The organism is Lutimaribacter degradans (genome assembly GCF_023703375.1).
GTDB lineage: Bacteria > Pseudomonadota > Alphaproteobacteria > Rhodobacterales > Rhodobacteraceae > Lutimaribacter > Lutimaribacter degradans.
The window spans coordinates 201606-225483 of sequence record NZ_JAMQGO010000004.1 but is presented as its reverse complement, the minus strand read 5'-3'; the positions used below and the strand labels follow the sequence as shown (position 1 = coordinate 225483).

The 23878-nt window shown below is 64.4% G+C and carries 21 protein-coding genes; 15 read left to right on the top strand and 6 right to left on the bottom strand.

What is annotated here, in order from left to right; genetic code table 11:
* Window positions 1-34: 34 nt before the first annotated feature.
* The 3 genes from M8744_RS09035 to M8744_RS09025 are packed head-to-tail and all read left to right on the top strand — an operon-like array spanning window position 35 to window position 3081.
* Window positions 35-1108, top strand: a complete 1074-nt coding sequence (locus tag M8744_RS09035; protein WP_251413660.1) for a TRAP transporter substrate-binding protein — start codon at window positions 35-37, stop codon at window positions 1106-1108.
* Between the two features lie 60 nt (window positions 1109-1168).
* On the top strand, window positions 1169-1765 hold the full coding sequence (locus M8744_RS09030; RefSeq protein ID WP_251413657.1) for a TRAP transporter small permease: 597 nt from the start codon (window positions 1169-1171) through the stop codon (window positions 1763-1765).
* The gene (locus tag M8744_RS09025; protein WP_251413654.1) at window positions 1762-3081 is read left to right on the top strand and encodes a TRAP transporter large permease; all 1320 of its coding nucleotides are present in this window, start codon (window positions 1762-1764) and stop codon (window positions 3079-3081) included. The genes M8744_RS09030 and M8744_RS09025 overlap by 4 nt, the downstream gene beginning before the upstream one ends.
* Before the next feature lie 132 nt (window positions 3082-3213).
* Here M8744_RS09025 and M8744_RS09020 read toward each other — a convergent pair whose 3' ends face one another.
* Window positions 3214-6303 (bottom strand): efflux RND transporter permease subunit, encoded by a 3090-nt coding sequence (locus M8744_RS09020; protein WP_251413651.1) that lies wholly within the window; start codon window positions 6301-6303, stop codon window positions 3214-3216.
* A complete protein-coding gene (locus M8744_RS09015; protein WP_251413649.1) occupies window positions 6300-7394 on the bottom strand; it encodes an efflux RND transporter periplasmic adaptor subunit in 1095 nt (364 codons plus the stop codon). Before M8744_RS09015 ends, M8744_RS09020 begins: the two co-directional genes overlap by 4 nt.
* Window positions 7395-7629: 235 nt before the next feature.
* On the opposite strand from M8744_RS09015, the gene M8744_RS09010 reads away from it, so the two are divergent.
* The 5 genes from M8744_RS09010 to M8744_RS08990 all read left to right on the top strand — a co-directional run bounded on the left by M8744_RS09010 (window position 7630) and on the right by M8744_RS08990 (window position 13171).
* Window positions 7630-9204 carry an ABC transporter substrate-binding protein gene (locus M8744_RS09010; RefSeq protein WP_251413646.1) on the top strand — a complete coding sequence of 525 codons (1575 nt, stop codon included), beginning with the start codon at window positions 7630-7632 and terminating at the stop codon, window positions 9202-9204.
* 86 nt (window positions 9205-9290) lie between these two features.
* Window positions 9291-10274 (top strand): ABC transporter permease, encoded by a 984-nt coding sequence (locus M8744_RS09005; RefSeq protein ID WP_251413643.1) that lies wholly within the window; start codon window positions 9291-9293, stop codon window positions 10272-10274.
* 1 nt (window position 10275) lies between these two features.
* Window positions 10276-11217: an ABC transporter permease gene (locus tag M8744_RS09000; RefSeq protein WP_251413640.1), complete on the top strand. Its 942-nt coding sequence runs from the start codon at window positions 10276-10278 to the stop codon at window positions 11215-11217.
* Window positions 11214-12209: an ABC transporter ATP-binding protein gene (locus M8744_RS08995; RefSeq protein WP_251413637.1), complete on the top strand. Its 996-nt coding sequence runs from the start codon at window positions 11214-11216 to the stop codon at window positions 12207-12209. The genes M8744_RS09000 and M8744_RS08995 overlap by 4 nt, the downstream gene beginning before the upstream one ends.
* Window positions 12206-13171, top strand: a complete 966-nt coding sequence (locus M8744_RS08990; RefSeq protein WP_251413634.1) for an ABC transporter ATP-binding protein — start codon at window positions 12206-12208, stop codon at window positions 13169-13171. The genes M8744_RS08995 and M8744_RS08990 overlap by 4 nt, the downstream gene beginning before the upstream one ends.
* Window positions 13172-13242: 71 nt before the next feature.
* On the opposite strand, the gene M8744_RS08985 is transcribed toward M8744_RS08990, so the two are convergent.
* A complete protein-coding gene (locus M8744_RS08985) occupies window positions 13243-13911 on the bottom strand; it encodes a TetR/AcrR family transcriptional regulator (protein WP_251413621.1) in 669 nt (222 codons plus the stop codon).
* Between the two features lie 62 nt (window positions 13912-13973).
* Between M8744_RS08985 and M8744_RS08980 the strand changes: the two genes are divergently transcribed.
* The 4 genes from M8744_RS08980 to M8744_RS08965 are packed head-to-tail and all read left to right on the top strand — an operon-like array spanning window position 13974 to window position 17846.
* Complete coding sequence (locus M8744_RS08980; RefSeq protein ID WP_251413619.1) at window positions 13974-15290, top strand: flavin-containing monooxygenase; 1317 nt, start codon at window positions 13974-13976, stop codon at window positions 15288-15290.
* On the top strand, window positions 15287-16189 hold the full coding sequence (locus M8744_RS08975) for a bile acid:sodium symporter family protein (RefSeq protein ID WP_251413617.1): 903 nt from the start codon (window positions 15287-15289) through the stop codon (window positions 16187-16189). The genes M8744_RS08980 and M8744_RS08975 overlap by 4 nt, the downstream gene beginning before the upstream one ends.
* Window positions 16186-17097 (top strand): SDR family oxidoreductase, encoded by a 912-nt coding sequence (locus M8744_RS08970; protein ID WP_251413615.1) that lies wholly within the window; start codon window positions 16186-16188, stop codon window positions 17095-17097. The genes M8744_RS08975 and M8744_RS08970 overlap by 4 nt, the downstream gene beginning before the upstream one ends.
* Window positions 17094-17846 (top strand): SDR family NAD(P)-dependent oxidoreductase, encoded by a 753-nt coding sequence (locus M8744_RS08965; RefSeq protein ID WP_251413600.1) that lies wholly within the window; start codon window positions 17094-17096, stop codon window positions 17844-17846. Before M8744_RS08970 ends, M8744_RS08965 begins: the two co-directional genes overlap by 4 nt.
* 75 nt (window positions 17847-17921) lie before the next feature.
* Here M8744_RS08965 and M8744_RS08960 read toward each other — a convergent pair whose 3' ends face one another.
* The 3 genes from M8744_RS08960 to M8744_RS08950 form a co-directional block, all read right to left on the bottom strand.
* The gene (locus tag M8744_RS08960; protein WP_251413583.1) at window positions 17922-19166 is read right to left on the bottom strand and encodes an aminotransferase class V-fold PLP-dependent enzyme; all 1245 of its coding nucleotides are present in this window, start codon (window positions 19164-19166) and stop codon (window positions 17922-17924) included.
* Between the two features lie 160 nt (window positions 19167-19326).
* Window positions 19327-20061, bottom strand: coding sequence for an RlmE family RNA methyltransferase (locus tag M8744_RS08955; RefSeq protein WP_251413580.1), 735 nt, complete (start codon window positions 20059-20061; stop codon window positions 19327-19329).
* 16 nt (window positions 20062-20077) lie between these two features.
* Complete coding sequence (locus M8744_RS08950; protein ID WP_251413577.1) at window positions 20078-21190, bottom strand: Ppx/GppA phosphatase family protein; 1113 nt, start codon at window positions 21188-21190, stop codon at window positions 20078-20080.
* A 241-nt stretch (window positions 21191-21431) separates the two neighbouring features.
* Between M8744_RS08950 and M8744_RS08945 the strand changes: the two genes are divergently transcribed.
* The 3 genes from M8744_RS08945 to M8744_RS08935 are packed head-to-tail and all read left to right on the top strand — an operon-like array spanning window position 21432 to window position 23853.
* Entirely contained in the window at window positions 21432-21728 is a 297-nt protein-coding gene (locus M8744_RS08945; protein WP_251413574.1) for a virulence factor, read from the top strand.
* A gap of 26 nt (window positions 21729-21754) precedes the next feature.
* Complete coding sequence (locus M8744_RS08940) at window positions 21755-22687, top strand: methylenetetrahydrofolate reductase (RefSeq protein WP_251413821.1); 933 nt, start codon at window positions 21755-21757, stop codon at window positions 22685-22687.
* A gap of 8 nt (window positions 22688-22695) precedes the next feature.
* Window positions 22696-23853, top strand: a complete 1158-nt coding sequence (locus M8744_RS08935) for a methyltetrahydrofolate cobalamin methyltransferase (RefSeq protein WP_251413572.1) — start codon at window positions 22696-22698, stop codon at window positions 23851-23853.
* Window positions 23854-23878 lie beyond the last annotated feature (25 nt).

Below are 23878 nucleotides of genomic sequence, written 5' to 3'. Positions count from 1 at the left end.
CGTAATCCAACGTCCACGAGGAGGAGAGACGAAGATGAACCATACCAAGAACAGACTGTCACGCCGCGCATTCGGGAAACTGGGGGTGGCGGCCTTGGCCGCGCCAGCGATCGTTCCGAGTTTCGCACGCGCCCAGGCCCATACGACACTGCGTCTGCATCACTTTGCCCCTGCGGGCACCGCACCGCATTACGGCTATCTTGCGCCCTGGGCCGAGCGCCTGAACGAGTTGTCGGACGGCGCCCTCAAGATCGAGCTTTACCCGTTGATGCAACTGGGCGGCTCGCCGCGCGGGTTGTACGATTCCGTGCGCGCCGGCTCGGTCGACATGGTCTGGACGCTGCCGGGCTACTCGCCGGGCCGCTTCCCCAAGACCGAGGTGTTCGACTTGCCTTTCATGGGCTATTCGGTGGTGCCGACCTCGCAGGCCTTGCACGACTACGTGACCGAACACGCCGCGGATGAATATGCCGACACGCATCTGCTGACCCTGTTCGCAACAACGCCGGGTTCGTTCCATTCCAACGTGCCGATCACCAGCCCCGAAAGCCTGCGCAACTTGCGTGTGCGCACGCCCACCCGCCCGCTGGCCGATTTCGTGCAGAATGGCGGCGCGCAGGCGATCAGCGTTCCGAACAGCGAAATCCCCGAAAGCCTGCAACGCGGGGTGATCGACTCGGTGATGATGCCGTTTGACAACATCCACGCCATGCGTGCGCATGAGCTGGTCGGGCATCACACGATCTTTTCGAACGCGGTCAACGAGCAGCTTTACGCCAACCCGATGATGCTCACCATGAACAAGGGCCGTTACGAAGGGCTGCCCGACGACCTGCGTCAGCTGATCGATGAAAACTCCGGCCCTTCCGAGTTGCCCAAGCTGGCCGAGGAATGGGAACGCTACCACGAAAGCGTGGTCGAAGAACTGGAAGCCAGCGAAAGCAACCAGATCACCCGTATCAATCACGACGAGGAAAGCGGCTGGCGCGAATTGGCGCAACCGCTGGTCGATGCGTGGATTTCGGGCATGGGCGATGAAGGGCAGGCGCTTTACGACGCGGCCCGCGAGGCACTGGTGCGCCGTGCCACGGAATACGCCCAGGGCTGACGCCAAGACCCGGAGGCGCCAAAGCATGTGCGCCTCCGGCCTGACATCAGGAGTGCATGAATGACAGACCACCCATCCTTCGGCGATCGGGCCTTTGTTCGCACCCGTTCGGTGCTTTTGACCCTGACCACATGGATTGCACTGCTTGCCGGGGCGCTGATGCTTGGGCTGGCGCTTATGAGCGTTGTCAGCATCCTCGGCCGATGGTTTGCAGGGCCCTTCGGCGGGCCGGAGGGCGTGCCCTGGCTGGGCGCGATCCGCGGGGATTACGAGATCATGGAAATGGGCGCCGCGATCGCCATCTTCGGTTTCCTGCCCTACTGTCAGATGCGCTACACCCACGTCACGATCGATCTTTTCATCTATCGCGCAGGCGTGCGCACCCATGCGTTTCTCAGCTTGCTTGCGGCAGTTCTGTTTGCGCTGGTGCTGGGGCTTTTGTGCTGGCGCACCTTTGTCGGGATGCAAGAAATGATCACCTATTCCGAGGTGACGATGATGCGGCGTTTGCCCCTTTGGTGGGCGTATGCCGCCGGAACGGTCGTTCTTGGCCTGACCACGCTGGTGGCGCTGTTCACCGCCTGGGATAGCTGGCGCGGCCTGATGCAGGGGTTTGACCCTGCCGCCCGGGAATCTTCAGCGGAGTTCGATACATGAGTGGAACGACACTTGGCTTGGTCGGTTTCGCGACCCTCCTGTTCCTGATGGCGGTGCGGATTCCCATCGCCCTTGCCATGTTCCTTGTCGGGCTGGCCGGCATGTTCAGCATGATCGGTGTGACCGGAACACTGCACAGCATCAACGAGGTCGCCTATCACGAGTTCTCCAGCTATTCGCTTACCATCATTCCGCTATTCCTGCTGATGAGCCAATTCGCGGTTCACGCGGGGCTGTCGACCTCGTTGTTCAACGCGGCAAGGGCGTGGCTGGGCCACCGGCGCGGCGGATTGGCAATGGCGACCGTGGGGGCCTGTGGCGGCTTCGGGGCGATATCCGGCTCGTCGCTTGCCACGGCGGCGACCATGACACAGGTGGCCCTGCCGGAAATGCGCAAGGCCGGCTACGCGCCGGGGCTGGCGACAGGCGTGCTGGCCGCCGGGGGAACGCTAGGCATCCTGATCCCACCCTCGGTCGTGCTGGTCGTCTATGCGGTGCTGGCCAACCAGAATATCGTCAAACTGTTCACCGCGGCGATCATTCCGGGCATCCTGGCGATACTCGGCTATATCGCGGCCGTCACCATATACGTGCGCCTGTATCCTGAATCGGCGCCGGTTCAGCCAAGGCAATCGCTGCGTGCGCGGTTGGCCTCTCTGCTTCATGTGTGGCCGGTGATCATCATTTTCGGCCTCGTGATCGGGGGTATCTATTCGGGGATTTTCACGCCGACCGAAGGCGCGGCGGTGGGGGCCGTCGGCACGGGGCTGGTCGCGCTGCTGCGCGGTACCCTGTCGCGTGTCGCGATGCGCAACGCCTTTCTGGGGACAGCCACGGGAACGGGCATGATCTTCATGATCGTGCTGGGTGCTGGCGTGTTCAACACCTTCCTGGCCCTGACCCAGGTGCCGCAAGAGGCCGCGGCATGGGTTGGTACCCTGCCGGTCAACCCCTGGACGATCATTGCGATCATCCTTGTCGTCTACATCATCCTGGGCTGCGTCATGGATACGCTTTCGATGATCCTGCTGACGGTGCCGATCTTTTACCCGATCATCCTTGTACTCGATCTCGGGATGCCGCCTGACGAGGTGGGCCTGTGGTTCGGCATACTCGTGCTGATCGTCGTCGAGATGGGAATGATAACGCCGCCTGTGGGGTTGAACCTTTTCATCATCAACTCGATGGCGCGGGACGTTCCCATTTCAAAAACGATGAAGGGGGTTCTTCCCTTCCTGATGACCGATATCATTCGCGCCGGTCTGCTGTTCCTGTTCCCGGCGATCATTCTCTGGCTGGTTCGCGTCGCGCATTGATGCAGGCCAAGGGCGCCGCCGTCTTGCTGGCATCGGCGGCGCCCAACCTTTCGGCCGGGCCGGTTGTCTTGATCCGTTCGTGGGCTGCCTGGGCCAGCCGGCCAGGGGCTGGCCCATCGCTTTGCGCTCGGGCTACTCGGCGGGCTCGTTGGCAAAGGCGCGTTCCAGCTCTTGCTCGACCGCGCCGCGCGGGCGGCTGAAGCGGGCCAGAAGGTCATAAAGCACCGGGGTGACCACCAGCATCAGAATGGCAGACATGGTCAGCCCCGCGATGATCACCGTGCCGATGGCACTGCGGCTTTCGGCACCCGCGCCACTGGCCACGACCAGCGGCAACGCGCCCAGCACGGTCGAGATCACCGTCATGGTGATCGGGCGCAGGCGCAGAACGGCGGCGCGTATCGCCGCGTCGCGCACGGATGCGCCCTGATCGCGCAGCTGGTTGGCAAACTCGACGATCAGGATACCGTTCTTCGCGACCAGCCCTATAAGCAATATGATCCCGATCTGGCTGTAGACATTGAGCGACAGCCCCCCCAGCGCCATGGCATAGATGGCGCCGGCCACGGCCGTGGGCACCGTCAGCAGGATGATCACCGGGGCGATGAAGCTTTCGAACTGCGCGGCCAACACCAGGAAGACGATAAGCAACGCCATCGCAAAGACAGTGGCGGCCCCCGATGACGTGTCCTTGAAGGTACGCGATTGCCCTTCGAAGCCCAGCTTGCCCTCGGGCGGGATGACTTCGGCTGCCACGCGCTCGACCTCTTCCAGCACCGCGCCCAGGTCGGTTCCCGGCGCAAGCGCGCCGGACAGCTGGATCGAGGGCAAACGGTCGAACCGCCTGAGCGAGGACGAGGCGGCGTTTTCGCGTACGCTGACCAGCGCGCCCAGCGGTACAAGCGTTTCGCCATCACCGGCGCGGATGTAGATATTGTCGATATCCGCGGGCGTGCTGCGGTCGCGTTCCTCGGCCTGCACGATCACCGGGTATTCGCGGCCGCGGCTGACGAAGGTCGTGACCTCGCGCGAGGCCAGCATGGTCTGCATGGTTGTCGCGATCACCTCGACCGGGATCCCAAGGTCATCGGCGCGCGCGCGATCGACCTGCACATCGAGCTGCGGCAGGTTCTGTTCATAGTTGATCTCGGGGTTCACCAGCCCTTCGATCTCGCCCGCGCGCTCAAGCAACTCGGTTGACCAGTTCTGCACGCTTTCGAAATCGGGGCCGCTGATGACGACGCGCAGCGGCGTGGAATTGCCACGCAGCCCAAGCCCGGCGGGCGTGATGGGAAAACCGCGCGCGATGGTCATCTGGCTGATCTCCGGCGCCAGCGACCCGGCCACTTCAGATGCGCTCATGTCGCGCTGGTCCCATTCGGCCAGGCGGAACACCACGAAGGACCGATAGGCGCGGTTGCCCCAGCCGGTAAAGGTAAACACGGTTTCCACCACGCCTTGTTCGCGCAGCGGGGCAATGATCTCTTCGACCTGCCGGGCGGCGCCGTCAGTATATTCCACCGTGCTGCCTTGCGGGGCCGTCAACGGCACGAAGCCAACGCCGCGATCCTCGCGCGGGGCGAGTTCGCGCGGCAACGCGTCATAGAACAGCGCCGCGCCTCCGGTGATCGCGCCCGCGACCACCAGCACCACCAGCGGCATGCGCACTGCGCAGCCCAGCAACTTGGCATAGGCGCGCTGCAACGGGCCGCGCGGGCCATCGCCCTCGTCCGGGACCGTGGCCGCGCCGGACTTGAGAATCTTTGACGCCAGGGCGGGGCAGGCGGTCAGCGCCACGAAGGTTGAAATCGCCACCGTGCCCGCCATCACCCAGCCAAACTCGACGAACAGCCGCCCCACCTGGCCCGGCATGAATGACAACGGCACGAAAACCGCGATCAGCGTGGCCGAGGTTGCCAGCACCGCGAAGGTCACCTGCCGCGCGCCGCGCATGGCTGCCACCAGCGGCGGTTCGCCGTTCTCGATCCGGCGCTGGATGTTTTCCAGAACCACGATGGCGTCATCCACCACCAGCCCGATGGCCAGGAGCAGTGCCAAAAGCGTCAGCGTATTGAGCGAAAAGCCCCAGGCCGCGAACAGGGTAAAGGCGCCCACCAGCGACACGGGAATCGTGATGGCCGGGATCATCGTCGCCCGTACCGATCGCAGGAAGAGAAGGATAACCAGCACCACCAGCCCAAGCGAGATCATCAGCGCGTTCACCACCTCGCGGATCGAGGCACCCACGAATAGCGCGTCATCCGACCCGATCAGGATCTCCATGCCCTCGGGCAGGGTGGGGCGCAGCTGGTCGATCTCGGCGCGTACCGCGTTCGAGATTTGCAGCGTGTTCGACTGGCTCTGGCGCTGGATCGCGATACCCACCGCGTCGCGCCCATCGCTACGCGCGATGGTCGAGTCGTCGGCCACGCCCGGTTCCACTCGCGCCACGTCGCCCAGCCGCACCGCGTAGCCCGCCACCCGGTCAAGCACGACATCGCGGAAATCCTCGATGCTTTGCAGCCGGCTGTTCAGGCGCACGGTCAGCTGACGAACGCGCGAGGTTACTTCGCCCGCGGGCAGTTCCACGTTGTTGCGCACAAGCGCGGTCTGCACATCGGCCACCGTCAGGTTGCGCGCGGCCAGCGCCCGCCGATCCAGCCAGATGCGCACGGCGAAAGATCGTTCGCCGTAGACCTGCAAGTTGGCCACGCCGTTCAGCGTGGCCAGGCGGTCGGCGATGAAACGGTCGATGTAATCGGTGATCTCGGCGGTGCTGAGCCGGTCGGACACCACCGCCAGACGCATCACCGGGTCGGCGTCGGCATCGCTTTTTTCAACCTCGGGCTGGTCGGCGGCGTCCGGCAGGTTGCCGCGTACCCGGCCCACCGCATCGCGCACGTCGTTGGCTGCAACGTCGACATCGCGGCCGTTTTCGAACTCGATCGTCACGCGAGAGCGCCCCTGCCGGCTTTCCGAGCTGATCGAGCGGATGCCCGAAATCGCCGCGACCGCGCCTTCGATGGTTTCGGTAATGTCGGTGTCGATCACCTCGGGGGCGGCACCGCGATAGGTTGTCGAGACGGTGACCACCGCGTTGTCGACATCGGGTAGTTCGCGCACCGGAATGTCGCGCAGCGCCACGAGGCCGAACACGATCAGCAGCAGGCTTGCCACCGCTGCCAGGACCGGCCGACGCACGGAAAGGTCGGAAATGGTCATGAGTCGCTCTGATTTGCTGCCGCGGGGGTATCGCTTTCGGCCCGGATGCTGACCGCGCCGCCATCGCGCACGCGGTGCAGGCCGCGCGTCACCACCCGGGCGCCTTCGTTCAGCCCGTCGACGATCGCCACCATGCCGTCGAGCCGCGGGCCGGTCTTCACGGTGATGCGGCGGGCCGTGTCGTCTTCGACGACGAAGACGTAGGTTTCAGCGGCCTGGTAAACCAACGCCTCTTCCGGAACGGTGACCATTTCAGGGCGACCCAGTATCAGTTGCAGCGACATGAACATGCCCGCCGGCAAGGTGCCGTCGGGGTTCGGGATACGCGCGCGGGCGCGGAACGAGCGGCTGACCGGGTCTATCCGGCTATCGACCGCGTCGATGACGCCCGTGAACTCCTGCCCGGGAAAGGCGGCGCTCAGGGCGTTGACCGCCTGGCCGCTGCGCACCCGCGAAAACAGGGTTTCGGGCAGGGCAAAACCAATCTCGACCTCGGAAAGATCGTCCAGCCACGTGATCTGCGTGCCGGCATTGACGCGCGCGCCGACATCGACCTCGGACAGCCCGACGACACCCCCAAACGGGGCAAGGATAGTGCGCTCGGACAACCGCTGCCGGGCGCGGTCCAGTTGGGCGCGCGCCTCGGCCAGGCGGGCCTCGGCCTGGTCAAGTGTCGCGGCCGCCACGGCATTGCTTTCGCGCAGTTGCTTGGCGCGTTCAACCGTGCGCTCGCGCTCGGTCAACTGGGCCTCGGCCTCGGTCAGGTCGGCCCGCGCAATGGCATCGTCAAGCCGCACCAGCACCTGTCCGGCCTCGACGCGCTGCCCGGTCGAAATCGGCATTTCTTCAATGCGGCCGCTGGCTTCGGGCACGATCTCGACGGATTGCAACGCGCGTGTCGTGCCCACCGCCTCGACAATCTCGGGCATCTCACGCAGGACTGCCGGTGCCACTTCGACCGGGGCGGATTGCGGTCCGCGCCCTTGCGCCGCCGTGGGTTCGGTTGCGTAATGTTCCTGGTAAAGGAGGTATCCGCCGTAGCTGCCCGCCGCCAGAACCACGAGGATCAGGAGTTGCTTGAAAAAGGACATTATCCCGCCTGACTAACCACGCAACCGCCGTGCCGCGCCTTAATAAGTTTATATCACGCCCTTCTAATGACAACTCGACGATACGCAAAGGTCGCATTTGGTGGCCGTGCTTTACGTTGGGTCTGGCGTGGTTTGGGGTGAATTTTGCGCCGGCATTGCTTGCAGGTGTGGCAAACTCGTTTATCCTGTCTCTCATGATGCCGGGGAAAAACCCGGAAGATTCAGGGAGTAAATCATGAAAAAGACTACATTTTTGGCCGCAGCCTTGCTTGCCAGCACGTCGTTGTCGGCCTCGGCCGAAACGCTTCGCTGGGCGCGGGCGGGCGACTCGCTCACCCTTGATCCGCATGCGCAGAACGAGGGGCCGACGCACACGCTGGCCCACCAGGTATACGAACCTTTGATCATTCGTGACATGACCGGGGCCTTCCAGGCCGCGCTGGCCACCGACTGGGCGCCCAAGGCCGATGACCCCAACGTATGGGTGTTCAACCTGCGCCAGGGCGTGAAATACCATGATGGTGCCGATTTCACCGCCGAGGATGTCGTGTTCTCGATCAACCGCGCCAAGTCTGACAATTCGGACATGAAGGAACTGCTGAACTCCATCACCGAGGTGCGCGCGGTCGACGATCACACCGTCGAGTTCGTCACCGACGGCCCGAACCCGATCCTGCCATCGAACCTGACCAACCTGTTCATGATGGACAAGGGCTGGGCCGAGGCCAACGACGCCGTGACCGTGCAGGATGTCGAAGGCGGCGAGAAGACCTTTGCCACCACCAATGCCAACGGCACCGGCGCCTACAAGCTGGTCAGCCGCGAGCCCGACGTGAAAACCGTCATGACGCTGAACGAGGATTACTGGGGCAAGGACGAGTTCCCGCTGGACGTGACCGAGATCGTCTATACCCCGATCCAGAACGCCGCGACCCGCGTTGCCGCGCTGCTGTCGGGCGAGGTGGATTTCATCCAGGACGTGCCGGTGCAGGATCTCGGCCGTGTCGACGAAACCGACGGGCTTGTGGTCAAGACCGCACCGCAGAACCGCACGATCTTTTTCGGCATGAACCAGGGTGCCGACGACCTGGCCAACGACAATGTCGATGGCAAGAACCCGCTGGCTGACAAGCGCGTGCGGCAGGCGATGAACATGGCCATCAACCGTGACGCCATCAAGCAGGTCGTCATGCGCGGCCAAAGCCAGCCCGCCGGCATCATCGCGCCGCCCTTCGTGAACGGCTGGACCGCCGAGATGGACGAGGTTTCCACCGACATCGACGCCGCCAAGGCGCTGATGGAGGAAGCGGGCTATTCCGACGGTTTCTCGATCCAGCTTGACTGCCCGAACGATCGCTATGTCAACGACGAGGCCATCTGCCAGGCAAGCGTCGGCATGCTGGCGCAGATCGGCATCACCGTGAACCTCGATGCCAAGCCCAAGGCGCAGCACTTCCCGCTCATCTCGGGCAACGAGACCGATTTCTACATGCTGGGCTGGGGCGTTCCGACCTACGACTCGGAATACATCTTCAACTTCCTCGTTCACACCCGCGGCAGCGACCGTGGCAGCTGGAACAGCACCGGCTTCTCGAACGCCGAGGTTGACCAGATGATCCAGTCGCTGGCGTCGGAAACCGACCTGGACAAGCGCAACGCGACGATCCAGTCGATCTGGGACGTGGTGCAGGAAGAGCAGGTCTACATCCCCATCCACCACCAGGTGCTGAACTGGGGCATGACCGAGAATGTCGGAATCGAGGTCAGCCCCGAGGACGACCCCAAGATCAAGTTTTTCGAACTTGACTGAAACTGAGTAGGGCGGGATCAACCGCCCCCCTTGGGCCGCGCCTCGTATGCAACGGGCGCGGCCTTCCGCTTTGAACGGATCTTGAAATGCTCGCCTATATCATTCGCCGCATATTCCAGTCGGTCCTGGTGCTTTTGATGGTGGGGCTCGTGGCCTTTTCCATGTTCCGCTTCGTCGGTGACCCGGTCGACAACATGCTGGGCCAAGAGCGCACCCAGGCCGATATCGAACGCCTGCGCGACCAGCTTGGGCTGGATCAGCCCTTTGTCGTGCAATACTGGCGGTTCCTCGAACAGGCCGCCCAGGGCAATTTCGGGCTGAGCTATCGCCAGGGACGCCCGGTGGCTGAAATCCTGGTCGAGCGTCTGCCGGCCACGCTGGAGCTGGCCTTCGTGTCGGGGATTCTGGCGCTGGTCGGTGGCATCTCGCTGGGTATTTTCACGGCGATCCGAAGGCGGGGCTTATCCGCCAACGTGATCATGACCGGCTCGCTAATCGGGGTGTCGTTACCGACCTTCCTGATCGGCATATTGCTGATTTACCTCTTTGCGGTCGAGCTGGGCTGGCTGCCAAGTTTCGGGCGCGGCGAAGTCACGCGCATCGGCAGTTGGACAACTGGCTTCCTGACCGAAAGCGGGCTCAAGTCGTTGATCCTGCCCGCGATCACGCTGGGCCTTTATCAAATGACCCTTATCATGCGGCTGGTGCGCACCGAGATGCTGGAGGTGCTGCGCATGGATTACATCCGATTTGCGCGCGCCCGCGGCATCCGCGAGAAATCGATCAACTTCCGCCACGCGCTGAAGAACACGCTGGTGCCCGTGATCACCATCACCGGCCTGCAACTGGGCAGCATCATCGCCTTCGCCATCATTACCGAAACCGTGTTCCAGTGGCCCGGCGTGGGGCTTTTGTTCATCAACGCCATCCAGTTCGTCGATATCCCGGTGATGGCGGCCTACCTGATGATGATTTCCGTGATGTTCGTCGGCATCAACCTGATCGTCGACATGCTCTATTTCGCGATCGACCCGCGCCTGCGCGTCGACCGCACAGCAGGGGGGCACTGACATGGCCGATATTCAACAAGACATTCGCCCCTCGCGGCTGCACCGCGCCTGGAACAGCGATCTTGGCTGGTCGTTCCGCCATGCGCCGGTGGCAGTGGCCTCGACCTTCGTGGTGCTGTTGCTCATCATCGGGGCGGTTCTCGCGCCGTTCATCGCACCGCATAGCCCGTTCGACCCCGGGTCGCTGAACCTGATGAACGGCTTCACCCCGCCGGGGCAGGCCAACCAGTTCACCGGCGACTACTTCCTGCTGGGGACCGATGACCAGGGCCGCGACGTGTTTTCAACCATCCTGTACGGGATGCGCATTTCACTGTTCGTGGGCTTCGCCGCCGTGCTGCTGGCGATGGTGCTGGGCGTGACGCTGGGCTTGCTGGCGGGCTACCTTGGCGGGTGGACCGAAACGATCATCATGCGCGTGGCCGACGTGCAATTGACCTTTCCGGCGATCCTGGTCGCCATGCTGATTTTCGGTATCGCCAAGGGGATCACGCCGCCGGAATATCGCAACGAGATGGCGATATGGGTGCTGATCCTGGCCATCGGCCTGTCGGATTGGGTGCAGTTCGCCCGCGTCGTGCGCGGTGCCACGCTGGTGGAAAAGAACCGCGAATACGTTCAGGCGGCCAAGCTCATCGGGCGCTCGCCCTTTGCCATCATGTTGCGCCATATCCTGCCCAACGTGCTGAACCCGGTGCTGGTGATCGCCACCATTTCGCTGGCGCTGGCCATCATCGCCGAGGCAACGCTGTCGTTTCTGGGCGTGGGCGCGCCGCCGACCAAACCTTCGCTTGGCACGCTTATCCGTATCGGGCAGGAATTCATGTTCTCGGGCGAATGGTGGATCCTGTTCTTCCCGGCGGCCACGCTTTTGGCGCTGGCGCTGTCGATCAACCTGCTGGGCGACTGGCTGCGTGATGCTTTGAACCCGAGGCTGAGATGACCGATACACCCGTTCTTTCCGTTCGTAACCTGGTCGTGGAAATCCCCACGCGCCACGGTGTTCTGCGCCCCGTGGATAACGTGAGCTATGACATCCAGGCCGGTGAAATCCTTGGCGTTGTCGGTGAATCCGGTGCCGGAAAATCAATGACCGGCAACGCCGTTGTCGGCCTGCTCGACAGTCCGGCCCGGATCACCTCGGGCGAGGTGCTGTTGTCGGGCCAGCCCATTCAGAACCTGCGGGGCGAGGCGCTGCGCCGCCTGCGGGGCAAGAAGATGGGCATGATCTTCCAGGATCCGCTGACCTCTCTCAACCCGCTGCTGACGATTGGCGACCAGTTGACCGAGACGATCCAGGAACACCTGAAGGTTGGCCAGACCGAGGCGCAGGAACGCGCCATCGCCGCGTTGGAAGAGGTGGGAATACCCGCCGCCCGTTCGAGGATCGACAGCTATCCCCATGAATTTTCGGGCGGAATGCGGCAACGCGTCGTGATCGCACTGGCATTGTGCGCCGAGCCTGACCTGGTGATCGCAGACGAGCCGACAACCGCGCTCGACGTGTCGGTACAGGCCCAGATCGTGGCGCTGCTCAAACGGCTTTGCCGTGACCGTGGCGTGGCGGTCATGCTGGTGACCCATGACATGGGCGTGATCGCCGAGGCCGCCGACCGCGTGGCGGTGATGTATGCCGGCCGCCTGGCCGAACTGGGCCCCGTGCGCGAGGTGATCACCGCCGCACACCACCCCTATACGGCCGGGCTCATGGCATCGACCCCGCTGGCCAGCCAGGGCAAGGAGCGGCTGCGCCAGATTCCGGGCGCGATGCCACGGCTGGGTAACCTGCCGGATGGCTGTGCCTTTCATCCGCGCTGCGATTACGCGCAGGATAGCTGCCGCGCCAATCCGGGGCCGACGCTTGATACCTGCGATGGCCGTGCGGCCTGCTGGTTCCCGTTGAACATAAAGGAAAAAAGCGAGGTGGGCGCATGAGCGCGATCATCAGGATCGAACACCTGACGCGGGTTTTCGACGTCTCGAAACCCTGGCTGAACCGCGTGATCGAGCGGCTGCCCAAGGCGCTGCTGACCGCCGTGTCTGACGTGAGCTTCGAGATCGAGGAAAACAGCGTTTACGCGCTGGTCGGGGAATCGGGCTCGGGCAAATCGACGATCGGAAAGATCGTGGTGGGGTTGGTGCCGCCCAGCGACGGCCACGTGAAGATCGAGGGCGTGGACCTGGCAACCGAAACCGACCGAGATAAGGTTGAGGCCGTAAGGGCCGATATTCAAATGATTTTCCAAGACCCTTACGCGTCGCTCAACCCGCGTTGGCGCGTGCGGGAAGTCATCAACGAACCCGTTTCCGCCAAGGGTGGCGATGTCACCGGCCTGGCGGAAAAGCTGTTGGAGCAGGTCGGGCTGTCGGCCAAGGACGCGGCGAAATACCCGCATGAATTCTCGGGCGGGCAGCGGCAACGTATTTGCATTGCCCGCGCGCTGGCCTCGGGGCCGAAGATCATCGTCTGCGACGAGCCGACATCGGCGCTGGACGTGTCGGTGCAGGCGCAGGTTCTGAACCTGATGTCGGACCTGCGCAAAGAACTGGGCCTGACCTATCTGTTCATCAGCCATGACCTTACGGTTGTTCAGCACATGGCTGACAAGATCGGTGTCTTGTATCTTGGCCGCCTGGTGGAAGAGGCCCCCCGTGACCGGCTGTTCGATGCGCCAAAGCATCCGTATACGCAGATGCTGTTCGCCGCCGCGCCGCGCATGGACGGGTTCGGCCGCGAGGTCGAGCCGCCCAAGGGCGAGATTCCCGATGCCATCAACCCGCCCACCGGCTGCGCCTTTCACCCGCGCTGCCCGATTGCCGTGGACCGGTGCAGCAAGGAACGCCCCGAGATGCGGAAAATCGGGGATACGCGCGTGGCCTGTCACCTGGCCGAATAGGGCAATCCGCGCGGTTTTGGCCCGATAACGCGCGGTTTCGACAGGTCGCGACAGCGCGTTCGTCGGCGCCTCTAAGCCCTGGCCTGGTCGGCGTCACCCAGCAATGCGTTCATTCCCGCCGTGGCAAAGCCTACCAGCGCTTCGGCCCCAGGCCGGGCATCGGCGCCCGCCAGCGCGCCCACCCGCCAACCGGCGGTGAGATGGGCCAGCATCATCGACACCGCATAGACAAAGCCCTGCGCGATCATCGCGCGGGGGGCGTCGGGGTAAAGCCGCGCGATGGCGTCGATGAATTGCGTGGCGGTTGGGTCGAAATGCCGGGCGGAGATATCCGACCATCCCTGATCTGCCGACACCATTGCCACCAGCCGCGCATAGGCCAGCCATTGAGGCCCGCCCGTCGCGGCGCGGTCGAGATAGGGCAGGATGAAGGCGCGCAGCACCGCTTCCAATGTCGGCGGTTGCGGGATCGCGTCCAACGCGGCAAGGCGCAGCGCCGAGAGTTCATCGGCCCGGCGCGCGACGACCTGCGCGAAAAGCGCAGCCTTGCCCTGACCATGATGATGCACCAGCCCGACCGGGGCGCCCGCCTCGGCGGCGATGTCACGGATGGTGGCACCGTCGAATCCGCGCACGGCAAAAACCCGTTCGGCGGCATCCAGAATCGCCGCACGCCGCGCCTGTGAGCGGGCCGAAGGCGCGCGCTGTCGTTGTTTTTGCTTGGTTTTATCCGGGTTCATGGAAAAATCTTGCCTTATTTTGAACGTTTGTTCAACAATGGTCGGCGAACAGGGAGGACAGCATGACACAGGCCGACGGGCGTTTCGCCCTGATCGGGGCCGGGCCGATGGGCCTGGCCGCCGCGAAAACTCTGGTAGAACAGGGGGTCGCCTTTCAGGGGTTCGAATTGCATTCGGACGTGGGGGGCTTGTGGGATATAGATGGCCCGCGCTCGACCATGTATGAAACGGCGCATCTGATCTCGTCCAGGACGATGACGGAATTCGCGGATTTCCCGATGCGGGAGGACGTGGCCGAATACCCGTCGCATCGCGAGATGCGGCAATATTTCCGCGATTTCGCCGATCATTTCGACCTGCGCCGGCATTACCGTTTCAAGGCCGAGGTGCTGCGGACCGAGCCGCTGGGCGATGATGGCGATGGCTGGCGCATCACCTGGCGCGACGCGGCGGGCGAACATTCGGAAGTGTTTGCCGGGCTGCTGATCGCCAATGGCACATTGTCCGAGCCGAACATGCCCGAGTTCAAGGGCGATTTCACCGGCCAGCTTCTACATTCCTCGGCCTACCGCCACCCCGACCAGTTTCGCGGAAAGCGCGTGCTGGTGGTGGGGGCAGGCAATTCGGGCTGCGATATCGCGGTGGATGCGATCCATCACGGGCGCAGGTGCGATCTGTCGATGCGGCGCGGCTATTACTTCGTGCCGAAATATGTCTTCGGGCGACCCGCCGATACGATGGGCGGCGCGATCCGCCTGCCCATGTGGCTGAAACGGCGGGTGGACGGGTTGATCTTGAAATGGTTCGTCGGCGACCCGAGCAAGTACGGCTTCCCCAAGCCGGATTACAAGCTCTATGAAAGCCACCCGGTGGTGAACAGCCAGGTGCTGTTTCACGCGGGCCATGGCGACCTGACCGTGCGCCCCGATATCGACCGTTTCGAAGGGCAGACCGTGCATTTCACCGACGGAAGCAGCGCCGAATACGACATGGTATTGGCGGCCACGGGCTACAAGCTGCATTACCCGTTCATCGAGGCCCGGCATTTGAACTGGCAGGGCGATGCGCCGCATCTGTACCTGAACGCGATGCACCCGGCGCGCGACGACCTGTTCGTGCTTGGCATGATCGAGGCGACGGGGCTGGGCTGGCAGGGCCGCCACGAGCAGGCCGAGATGGTGGCCCGCTACATCCGCGGGCTGCGCGACGGGCGGCCCGAGGCGCGCAAGCTGCAACAGCAAAAGGCGCGCGGCTTTGACCGGGCCACGGGAGGAATGGCGTATCTCGATCTGCCGCGCATGGCTTATTACGTCGACAAGGCCACCTATCGCCACGCGGTGACTGGCTGGATCAGGCGCCTCGGCGGGGCGCGGCCATGAGCGGAATCGACGAAGCCGCGCTGAATTTCAGCCCCGCGTCGTTACATGCGTTGAACGCGATCCTGGCCATCGTGATGTTCTCGGTGGCCATCGACCTGACCCCGGCCGAGTTCCGCGCCCTGGCGCGGCGCCCGCGCGCGGTTCTGACCGGGCTGGTGTCACAATTCATGGTGTTGCCCGCGCTCACCTTCGCGCTGGTTTGGGTGGTGCAGCCGCAAGCCTCGATCGCGCTGGGGCTGATGCTGGTGGCGGCCTGTCCGGGTGGCAATATCTCGAACTTTTTTACCCATAGGGCCGGTGGCAACTCGGCGCTGTCCGTATCGCTGACCGCGTTTGCCACGGTGGGGGCCATCGTGTTGACGCCCTTCAACATTGCCTTTTGGGGCAATCTTTATGCCCCCAGCCGCGAGATTTTGCGCGCCATCGTCATCGACCCGGTGCAGGTGGCGATCACCGTGGGGTTGATGCTGGTTCTGCCGCTGCTGCTGGGAGTGGCGTTGAACATGCGCCGGCCCGACATCACCGCGCGGCTGCGGCGGCCGTTGCAATGGGTGTCGATGGGCATTTTCGTGTTGTTCATCGTCTTGGCGCTGCGTGCCAACTGGGCCTACTTTCTTGAGTTCGCGGGCGGCATCGCGGGGTTGGTGGCCGCGCATAACGCGCTGGCGTTGGCGGGCGGGTTCATATTGGCCAGCCTTGCGGGCCTGTCGGCCTTTGACCGGCGCGCGGTGACGATTGAAACGGGTATTCAGAATTCCGGGCTGGGGCTGGTGCTGATCTTCGGGTTTTTCGGCGGCATCGGCGGCATGGCAATCGTTGCGGCTTTCTGGGGTATCTGGCACGTTTTCACCGGGTTTGCAGTGGCGGCATTGTTCGCGCGGCAGGGGGTGGTGCGATGAGTGACATTCTGATTACCGGCGCGGGTGGCATGATCGGGCGGGCGCTGCTGCGCGAGTTGGGCGAGCAGGCGGTGGCGACGGATGTGCAGCCGCGCGCGGACAGGGCGATCGAGCTTCTGGATGTCACCAGTGATGACCCCGACAAGGTGATCGGCGCGCATCGTCCGCGCGTGGTGGTGCACCTGGCCGCAGTGATGGGGCCCGGCGTGCCGCGTGACGTGGCGTACAGGGTCGATGTCGAGGGCACGCGGAAGGTGCTGGCAGCGTGCCTGGCGCACGGGGTGCAGCGCTTGGTCGTCACCTCGTCGGGCGCGGCCTATGGCTATCACGCCGACAACCCGGTGCCGCTTACCGAAAAATGCCCGCTGCGCGGCAACCCGGAGTTTCCGTATGCCGATCACAAGCGCCAGGTCGAAGAGATGTTGGCCGAGGCGCGCCGCGACCATCCAGCGTTGGAGCAGGTCGTGCTGCGCGTGGGCACGGTGTTGGGGGCAGGCACCGACAACCAGATCACGGCACTGTTTCACAAGCCGCGCCTGCTGGCCATTCGGGGTAGCAACAGCCCGTTCGTCTTCATATGGTCGCGCGACCTGGCGCGCATCCTTGCACGGTCGACGGGCGAGGGGCCGCCGGGCATATACAACGTGGCAGGCGACGGTGCGCTTTCGGTCGATGACATTGCGCGGCGGTTGCGCAAGCCGGTGCTGCGCCTGCCGGCGGGTGCGTTGCGCGCGGCGCTGGCGGTGGCTCGGCCGCTGGGGCTTAGCCGCTACGGACCGGAACAGGTGCGGTTCCTGCAATACCGTCCCGTGCTGGACAACACGGCGCTGAAAAAGCGGTTCGGCTATCGCCCCGAACTGAGCAGCGCGCAGGTTTTCGACCTTTGGATGCGAGAGGCGCGGTTGTGAAAGTCGCGGTGATCTCGGGCGGCGCGGGCGGGCTTGGCCTGGCACTGGCCGACGCGTTGGAAGCGCAAGGCTGGCAGGCTTGGCTGCTGGATCGTGAGGTCGGGCATGTGCAGCAAAGCGCCACGCGCCGCGTGATCGCCTGCGACCTGACCGACGGCGGGGCGTTGGCGGCGGCCTGCGCGCAGATCGTGGCGGCGGCGGGGCGCGTGGACCTGGCCGTTTACAACGCCGCGATCACCCATATCGGCCCGTTCGACGGGCTGGACGAGGTCACGCATCGGCGGGTGTTCGAAATCAATTACTTTGCCGCCGTAGCGATGGCGCGGCACCTGTTGGCGCCGCTTCGCGCGGCCCGGGGTACGCATCTGGCCATATCCTCGGTCGCGGGGTTTTCCCCGCTTCATCACCGCACGGCCTATGCCGCGTCGAAACACGCGCTGGAGGGGTTCTTTCATTCCCTGCGCTCGGAAGAGGCCGCGCACGGGGTGCGGGTGCAGGTGGCCGCGCCTTCGTTCGTGGCGACGAATACCGGCGCCCGGGCCAACACCGATGGCACCGCGCGCCCCGGCGCCGCGGCGGACGGGGTCGATTACATGACACCTGCCGATGCGGCGGCCGAGATCCTGCGCGGGCTGGCGCGCGGCGCGCCGATGATTCCCGTGGGGCGCGTGGCGCGGCTGGCCTGGCGGATCAACCGCGCGTCGCCGCGCCTGTTCCAGCGGCTGATGGAGCGGAATATCAAGGGCTAGTCACGCGCACCCGATCATGTGGCCTCGGCGCGACTGTTGCGCGCGCCTGGCGCGGACGACCCTGCGCGCGTCAGGTCAGGGTGCGATGTCCTGCATCGCGTCCAGGAACTGCGCCACTTCGTCCAGGCTGTTGTAATGCGCCAGCGACACGCGCACGCAATCGGATTGGCACAGCGGATCGAGGATGTTGCCCGAGTAATGGTCGGCTTTGCGGATATGCACGCGCACGCCGCGCGCCTCGAGACCCGCGACGATATCGGCCGAGGCGGCCCCCTCGATCCAGAAACTGACCAGCCCCTCGCGGGCGGGGTTGTCGGCGCCGCCGACGATCTGAACGCCGGGCAGGGTGGTCAGCCCCGCGTGGTTGCCGGTGCCATGCAGCATCGCGTCGCACAGCGCATGTTCATGGGCGTGGATAGCGCCAGCCGCTGCCTCCAGCCGGGCGCGCGGCGCGGTTTCATCGCTGACCTGCGCGCCCAGCCAATCGAGATAGGCCACCACGTCGGACAGCGTGGCATAGGCGCCGGTGTCGCGGGTGCCCAGTTCCCAGTTTTCGGCGGGGCCGCCAACCAAGGCCTCGTGCGGCAGCGCGGCCAGCCTGTCGGATATCCAGGCCACGCCGTAACCGTGGCGCGAGAACATCTTGTATGGCGATATGGCATAGCCATCGACTCCGGCGGCGGCCAGGTCGATGCCGCCATGGGCCGCGTGCTGGATGCCATCCACGATGATCAGGCATCGGGGCGCCGTTTCACGGATCGCGGCGGCGATGCCGGCCACGTCTACGCCCATGCCTGTGACCGGGCTGGTGTGAATGATGGTGGCCACGGCCAGGTCGGGGCGCAGATGCGGGCGATAGTGATCGGCGGTTACCGTGCCGGTGGCATCGTCATGGGCCACGGCGATGTATTCGCGCCCCGAACGATCCGCCCAGAGCCGCGCGGCGCTGCGCGAGGCGGGATGTTCCAGCGTGCTGCCGATCACAGGGCCCGCCGTTGTGGCCATGCAGGCGCTGCGGATCATGCGATACAGCATCTCGGTGCCGCTTTCGCCCACGATCACCTGTCCGCCTGGTGCGTTCAGCAGCAGTTTCACATCGTCGCGCGCCTTGGCGATGACCTGCACCAGATGCGCACTGGCCGGGTTGGCGCGGCCCTGGTTGTCGGGGATGGCGGCGAAGGTGGCAGTGGTATCGACCACCGATTTCAGCGTCAGGGCGCCACCCGCGTTTTCAAAGAAAACCCGTGGGCCCGTGATGGGACAGGCCGCGACATGGGCAAAGCGGTCGCGGATTGCGGAGAGGGTCGCGCTGTCGAACATGGGGGCGGGCCTTTCGAATCTCGGGTAAGCTGCCAGCGGACAGTGGCGCGGCGCGTGCGATTATGCAATTGCCGCCAGAAGCGCGCGCAGCGCAAGGGCTTGCGACCGGGGATGGCCGGTTCAAACCCGCCCTAAGGCGCGTGGCAGGCTGGTGCCCGGGCTATTCCGTTTCCGCGTCCTGGCCACGAAACCCGGTGGCGATCACGAATTTTTCCGAGCTGTCGGCGCGGCTGGCGGGCGGTTTCACGTGGGTGACCTTGGTGAATTTCTGTTTCAGGAGCTTTTGCAGTTCGCCCTCGGCCCCGCCGGCCAGCACCTTGGCCACGAACGTGCCCCCGACCTCAAGCACGTCGAAGGCAAAATGGGCCGCAGTTTCGCACAGCGCCATGATACGCAAATGGTCGGTCTGCTTGTGACCCGAGCTTGAGGCGGCCATGTCCGACATTACCACGTCGGCCTTGCCGTCAAGCCATTCCTTCACCTTGTCGTCGGCGCCTTCATCAAGGAAATCGAGCTGGTGGATCTCGGCCCCCGCGATCGGCTCGACCTCTTGCAGGTCCACACCGATGATGCGGCCCTGTGCCTTGCCCTTCTTTTCCCCCAGCGCGTTGATGCGCGGCACGGCGACCTGTATCCAGCCACCGGGGGCGCAGCCCAGGTCGACCACGCGCGCACCGGGCACGAGAAAGCGGAACTTGTCGTCCAACTCCATGATCTTGAAGGCCGCGCGGCCGCGATACCCCTCTTTGCGGGCGCGGGCCACGTAAGGATCATTGAGCTGGCGTTGCAGCCAGCGCGTCGAGCTGAGCTTGCGCCCGCGGGCGGTTTTCACCTTGACCTTGAGGTCGCGCTGTCCGCGGCCCGAGGTGTTCTTGCCGGTCGGTTTCTTGGTCATCTTGCCAGCTACCTTTTCAGAACGGTCCGTTTTCCAACACGCCATCGGCGCTCATCTGGGCGTATAGCAACCCCTCGCGCAGGCCACGATCGGCAACCGACAGCCGGTCGGTGGGCCAGCAGCGCAAAAGCGCCTGCAGGATCGCCGCGCCCGACATGATCAGCGCCTGCCTGTCCTGGCCGATGCGCGGATCGCGGCGGCGGCCATCGGGGCCCAGCGAAAGATAATCGCGTATCACCCGGTCGATCTGGTCAGAGGTCATGCGCAGCCCGTCAACCTTTGTGCGGTCATAGCGTTTCAGCCCAAGATGGCTAGCCGCGACGGTGGTGACAGTGCCGCTGGTGCCCACGATCTGGAACCCCTCGCGCGTCTGTTCGTCCTTGTAGGGGGCGAACTCGGCCAGGTTTTCCTCGAAGAACCAGGACATCAGGGCAAACCGCGCGGCGTCGTCCTCGACATCGTTGAACTGGTCGCGCAGCGTGGCCACGCCCAGCGGCACGCTGATCCAGTCGACGACCTTGGCCGCGGGAAATGGGCTGGCTGTGGGGTGAAAGCCCGCATGCAGCCGCATGATGGCGCGCGGGCGTTCGGCATGGGGCACGCTGGACAGGTCGATCCAGACCAGCTCGGTCGAGCCGCCGCCGATATCGACCACCAGCAGCTGTTCGGTGCGCGTGCTGACCAGTGGAGCGCAAGAGATAACGGCCAGCCGCGCCTCTTCCTCGGGCTGGATAATTTCCAGTTTCATGCCCGTTTCGCGATACATCTGTCGGATGAACTCACTGGCGTTGTCGGCGCGCCGGCATGCTTCAGTGGCGACAAGACGCATCCGGCGCACCTTGTGCCGCTTGAGCTTTTGCTGACAAATCCGTAGCGCCTGCGCCGTGCGGCGCATCGAGGCGCGGCTGAGACGGCCGGTTTGTTCCAGACCGGCGCCCAATTGCACCGACTTGGAAAAACTGTCGACTACGTGGAACTGACTGCCCTTGGGTTGGGCGATCAGCATACGACAACTATTGGTGCCAAGATCCAGCGCGGCATAAAGCTCGGCCGGGTCCGGCGGATTCGGCGCGGGGGTTGCAACCGGTTTCGGGAACGCGCCCGCACCTTTCGGACGCTTGGGCGCCATTTTTCACGCCCTCCATTTCGAGTTGTGTCCAAGGTAGTCACTTGTGCGCTTGCGCGCAAGCGCCAGCATGGCCTGCTCATAAAGATGTTCACGATTATGATGGGCGGGCGCGGTGGCCACGTGGTGGCCCGGTCTGCTAGGTGCAAATGGTCGCGGATGTCGGCGGGAATGTCGAAATCCGCCCTTATGTCGCAGACGCGCTGCCCTACAACCGGGGCCACGGTAGAAGGGGAATCAAGAAATGCCCGATGTCACGATCGTTTACTGGCGCGATATTCCCGCGCAGGTCATCGTCGGCAAGGGCCGGCGCGGTGCCAAACGCCCGCTGGCCGAACGGTTCGAGCAGGCCATCGACCGCGCCGCCATGAAGGTGGGCGCAGCCGATACCGATACCTACTTGGCCGAGTGGCGCAAGGCCGCCCCCTACACCGTCGAGGGCGACCCGCAAGAGGTCGTCGAGGCCGAGGCCGCAAGGCTGGAGGCAGAGTACGATCAGGCGCGCATCAAGGCCCTGATCGCGAACGATGGTTGGGAATGACACCCAAGGGCGTCTGGGAGGCCGTGATGGCGTTGCTGAATTTCAAGAAACGTGACGAAGGCGTGCGCACGCTCGATCCGAAGATCGAGGCGTTCCTTCAGGATTACTCGATCGAGGTGATGCCGCGCACGGCCGAGAAGGTCGAGGATTTCCGCGAGATCCTGCCCGAGGGCACGCGCGTCTACATCGCCCATATCGAGGGCACGCCGATCACCGACATGGTGGCCACGGCAAAGCGGCTGGCTGCGGACGGCTTCAACGTGATGCCGCATTTCCCGGCGCGCATAATCAAGGACGCCGCAACGCTTGGGGACTGGATTGCACGCTACCAGGGCGAGGCAAATGTGCGCCAGGCCCTGCTGCTGGCCGGTGGCGTGGCGCAGCCGCACGGGGATTTCCATTCCTCGATGCAGCTCATGGAAACGGGGCTTTTCGACAAGGCGGGGTTTGACCGTCTGCACGTTGCAGGCCACCCCGAGGGCAACCGCGATATCGACCCTGACGGCGGCGATGCCGCGGTGATGGACGCGCTGCGCTGGAAACAGGCTTTTGCCGAGCGCACGGATGCGCAAATGGCGCTGGCCACGCAATTCGCCTTTGATGCAGATCCGATCATCGCCTGGGCCGACCGGTTGGCGGCCGAGGGTATCTCGCTGCCCATTCACATCGGCATCGCAGGCCCGGCAAAATTGCAGACACTGATCAAGTTCGCCATCGCCTGCGGCGTCGGCCCCTCCTTGAAAGTGTTGCAAAAACGCGCGATGGATGTGTCGAAGCTCCTGCTGCCCTACGAGCCGACCGAGGTGGTGGCCAAGCTGGCTGCGCACAAGGCGGCCAACCCCGATTTCAATATCGAGCGCGTCCATTTTTTCCCGCTGGGCGGGATCAAGACCAACGCGCAATGGGCCATCGAGAACGGCGGCCGCGCCGCCGTTCCGGCCGCGCAAACCCAAGGATAAGGCAACACATGACCCGCACCATCGTTGAATCGAAAACGAAAACCGCCATCATCGGCTTTGATCAGCCGTTCTGCGTGATCGGCGAACGCATCAACCCCACGGGGCGCAAGAAGTTGGCCGCCGAGTTGGAGGCAGGCGATTTCTCGACCGTCGAAAAGGACGCGTTGGAGCAGGTCGCCTGCGGGGCGCAGGTTCTCGATGTGAACGCGGGCGTTGTCTATAACTCCAACCCTAACCCGAACGAGACCGAACCGCCGCTGATGCGCCAGGTGATCGAACTGGTGCAAGGGCTGGTGGATGTGCCGCTTTGTATCGACAGCTCGGTGCCCGGCGCGCTTGAAGCGGGGCTTCAGACCGCGCAGGGTCGCCCGCTTTTGAACTCGGTCACGGGCGAAGAGGAGCGGCTGGAAGAGATCCTGCCGCTGGTCAAGAAATACAATGTGCCGGTGGTGGCGATTTCCAACGACGACACGGGCATTTCCGAAGACCCCGACGTGCGCTTTGCGGTGGCGAAAAAGATCGTGGAACGGGCTGCCGATTACGGGATTCCCGCGCATGATATCGTGGTTGACCCGCTGGTCATGCCGGTGGGCGCGATGGGCACCGCGGGCATCCAGGTGTTTTCGCTTGTGCGGCGCCTGCGCGAAGAACTGGGGGTGAACACCACTTGCGGCGCCTCGAATATTTCTTTCGGTCTGCCCAACCGGCACGGGATCAACAATGCCTTCCTGGCCATGGCCTCGGCGGCGGGCATGACGTCGGCCATCATGAACCCGGTGGCCATGCCCAAGACCAAGAAGATGGTGGGTGATCGCCTGGATGAGTTGAAGGCGCTTGGCGCCACCGCGCCCGATGACGTGGACCTTGACGCCGTTGCGCCCCTGCTGGGCATGGCCGCAGCCGAGGATATCGTGAAGGAGCGCCTGGCACGGCTGGCCGACCTGGGAATAGAACTGCCCGAGGGGATCGAGATCGCCAAGATCGCGCCGCTTCTGGGGCTGTCACCCAAGGTGGGGGTCGCCTCGGACGAGGTGATCTCGATCCGGGCGGCGGATTTCCTGCTCGATCATGACCCGTCGGGTGGCAACTGGATCAAGCTGAACAAGACCGGGGCGCCGGGTGGTGGCGCGGGCGGGCGCGGCGGGCGCCGTCGCCGTCGCGGCTGAGGCGGCACTATCGGATGACAGGGCG

Bases quoted from the DNA above. Each gene is read 5' to 3' on its own strand.
- M8744_RS08995 (WP_251413637.1), top strand. From the start codon at position 11,214: ATGACCGATACACCCGTTCTTTCCGTTCGTAACCTGGTCGTGGAAATC.
- M8744_RS09030 (WP_251413657.1), top strand. From the start codon at position 1,169: ATGACAGACCACCCATCCTTCGGCGATCGGGCCTTTGTTCGCACCCGT.
- M8744_RS08945 (WP_251413574.1), top strand. From the start codon at position 21,432: ATGCCCGATGTCACGATCGTTTACTGGCGCGATATTCCCGCGCAGGTC.
- M8744_RS08975 (WP_251413617.1), top strand. From the start codon at position 15,287: ATGAGCGGAATCGACGAAGCCGCGCTGAATTTCAGCCCCGCGTCGTTA.
- M8744_RS08985 (WP_251413621.1), bottom strand. From the start codon at position 13,911: ATGAACCCGGATAAAACCAAGCAAAAACAACGACAGCGCGCGCCTTCG.
- M8744_RS08950 (WP_251413577.1), bottom strand. From the start codon at position 21,190: ATGGCGCCCAAGCGTCCGAAAGGTGCGGGCGCGTTCCCGAAACCGGTT.
- M8744_RS09015 (WP_251413649.1), bottom strand. From the start codon at position 7,394: ATGTCCTTTTTCAAGCAACTCCTGATCCTCGTGGTTCTGGCGGCGGGC.
- M8744_RS09035 (WP_251413660.1), top strand. From the start codon at position 35: ATGAACCATACCAAGAACAGACTGTCACGCCGCGCATTCGGGAAACTG.
- M8744_RS09005 (WP_251413643.1), top strand. From the start codon at position 9,291: ATGCTCGCCTATATCATTCGCCGCATATTCCAGTCGGTCCTGGTGCTT.
- M8744_RS09000 (WP_251413640.1), top strand. From the start codon at position 10,276: ATGGCCGATATTCAACAAGACATTCGCCCCTCGCGGCTGCACCGCGCC.
- M8744_RS08955 (WP_251413580.1), bottom strand. From the start codon at position 20,061: ATGACCAAGAAACCGACCGGCAAGAACACCTCGGGCCGCGGACAGCGC.
- M8744_RS09025 (WP_251413654.1), top strand. From the start codon at position 1,762: ATGAGTGGAACGACACTTGGCTTGGTCGGTTTCGCGACCCTCCTGTTC.
- M8744_RS08970 (WP_251413615.1), top strand. From the start codon at position 16,186: ATGAGTGACATTCTGATTACCGGCGCGGGTGGCATGATCGGGCGGGCG.
- M8744_RS09020 (WP_251413651.1), bottom strand. From the start codon at position 6,303: ATGACCATTTCCGACCTTTCCGTGCGTCGGCCGGTCCTGGCAGCGGTG.
- M8744_RS08990 (WP_251413634.1), top strand. From the start codon at position 12,206: ATGAGCGCGATCATCAGGATCGAACACCTGACGCGGGTTTTCGACGTC.
- M8744_RS08980 (WP_251413619.1), top strand. From the start codon at position 13,974: ATGACACAGGCCGACGGGCGTTTCGCCCTGATCGGGGCCGGGCCGATG.
- M8744_RS08935 (WP_251413572.1), top strand. From the start codon at position 22,696: ATGACCCGCACCATCGTTGAATCGAAAACGAAAACCGCCATCATCGGC.
- M8744_RS09010 (WP_251413646.1), top strand. From the start codon at position 7,630: ATGAAAAAGACTACATTTTTGGCCGCAGCCTTGCTTGCCAGCACGTCG.
- M8744_RS08940 (WP_251413821.1), top strand. From the start codon at position 21,755: ATGGCGTTGCTGAATTTCAAGAAACGTGACGAAGGCGTGCGCACGCTC.
- M8744_RS08960 (WP_251413583.1), bottom strand. From the start codon at position 19,166: ATGTTCGACAGCGCGACCCTCTCCGCAATCCGCGACCGCTTTGCCCAT.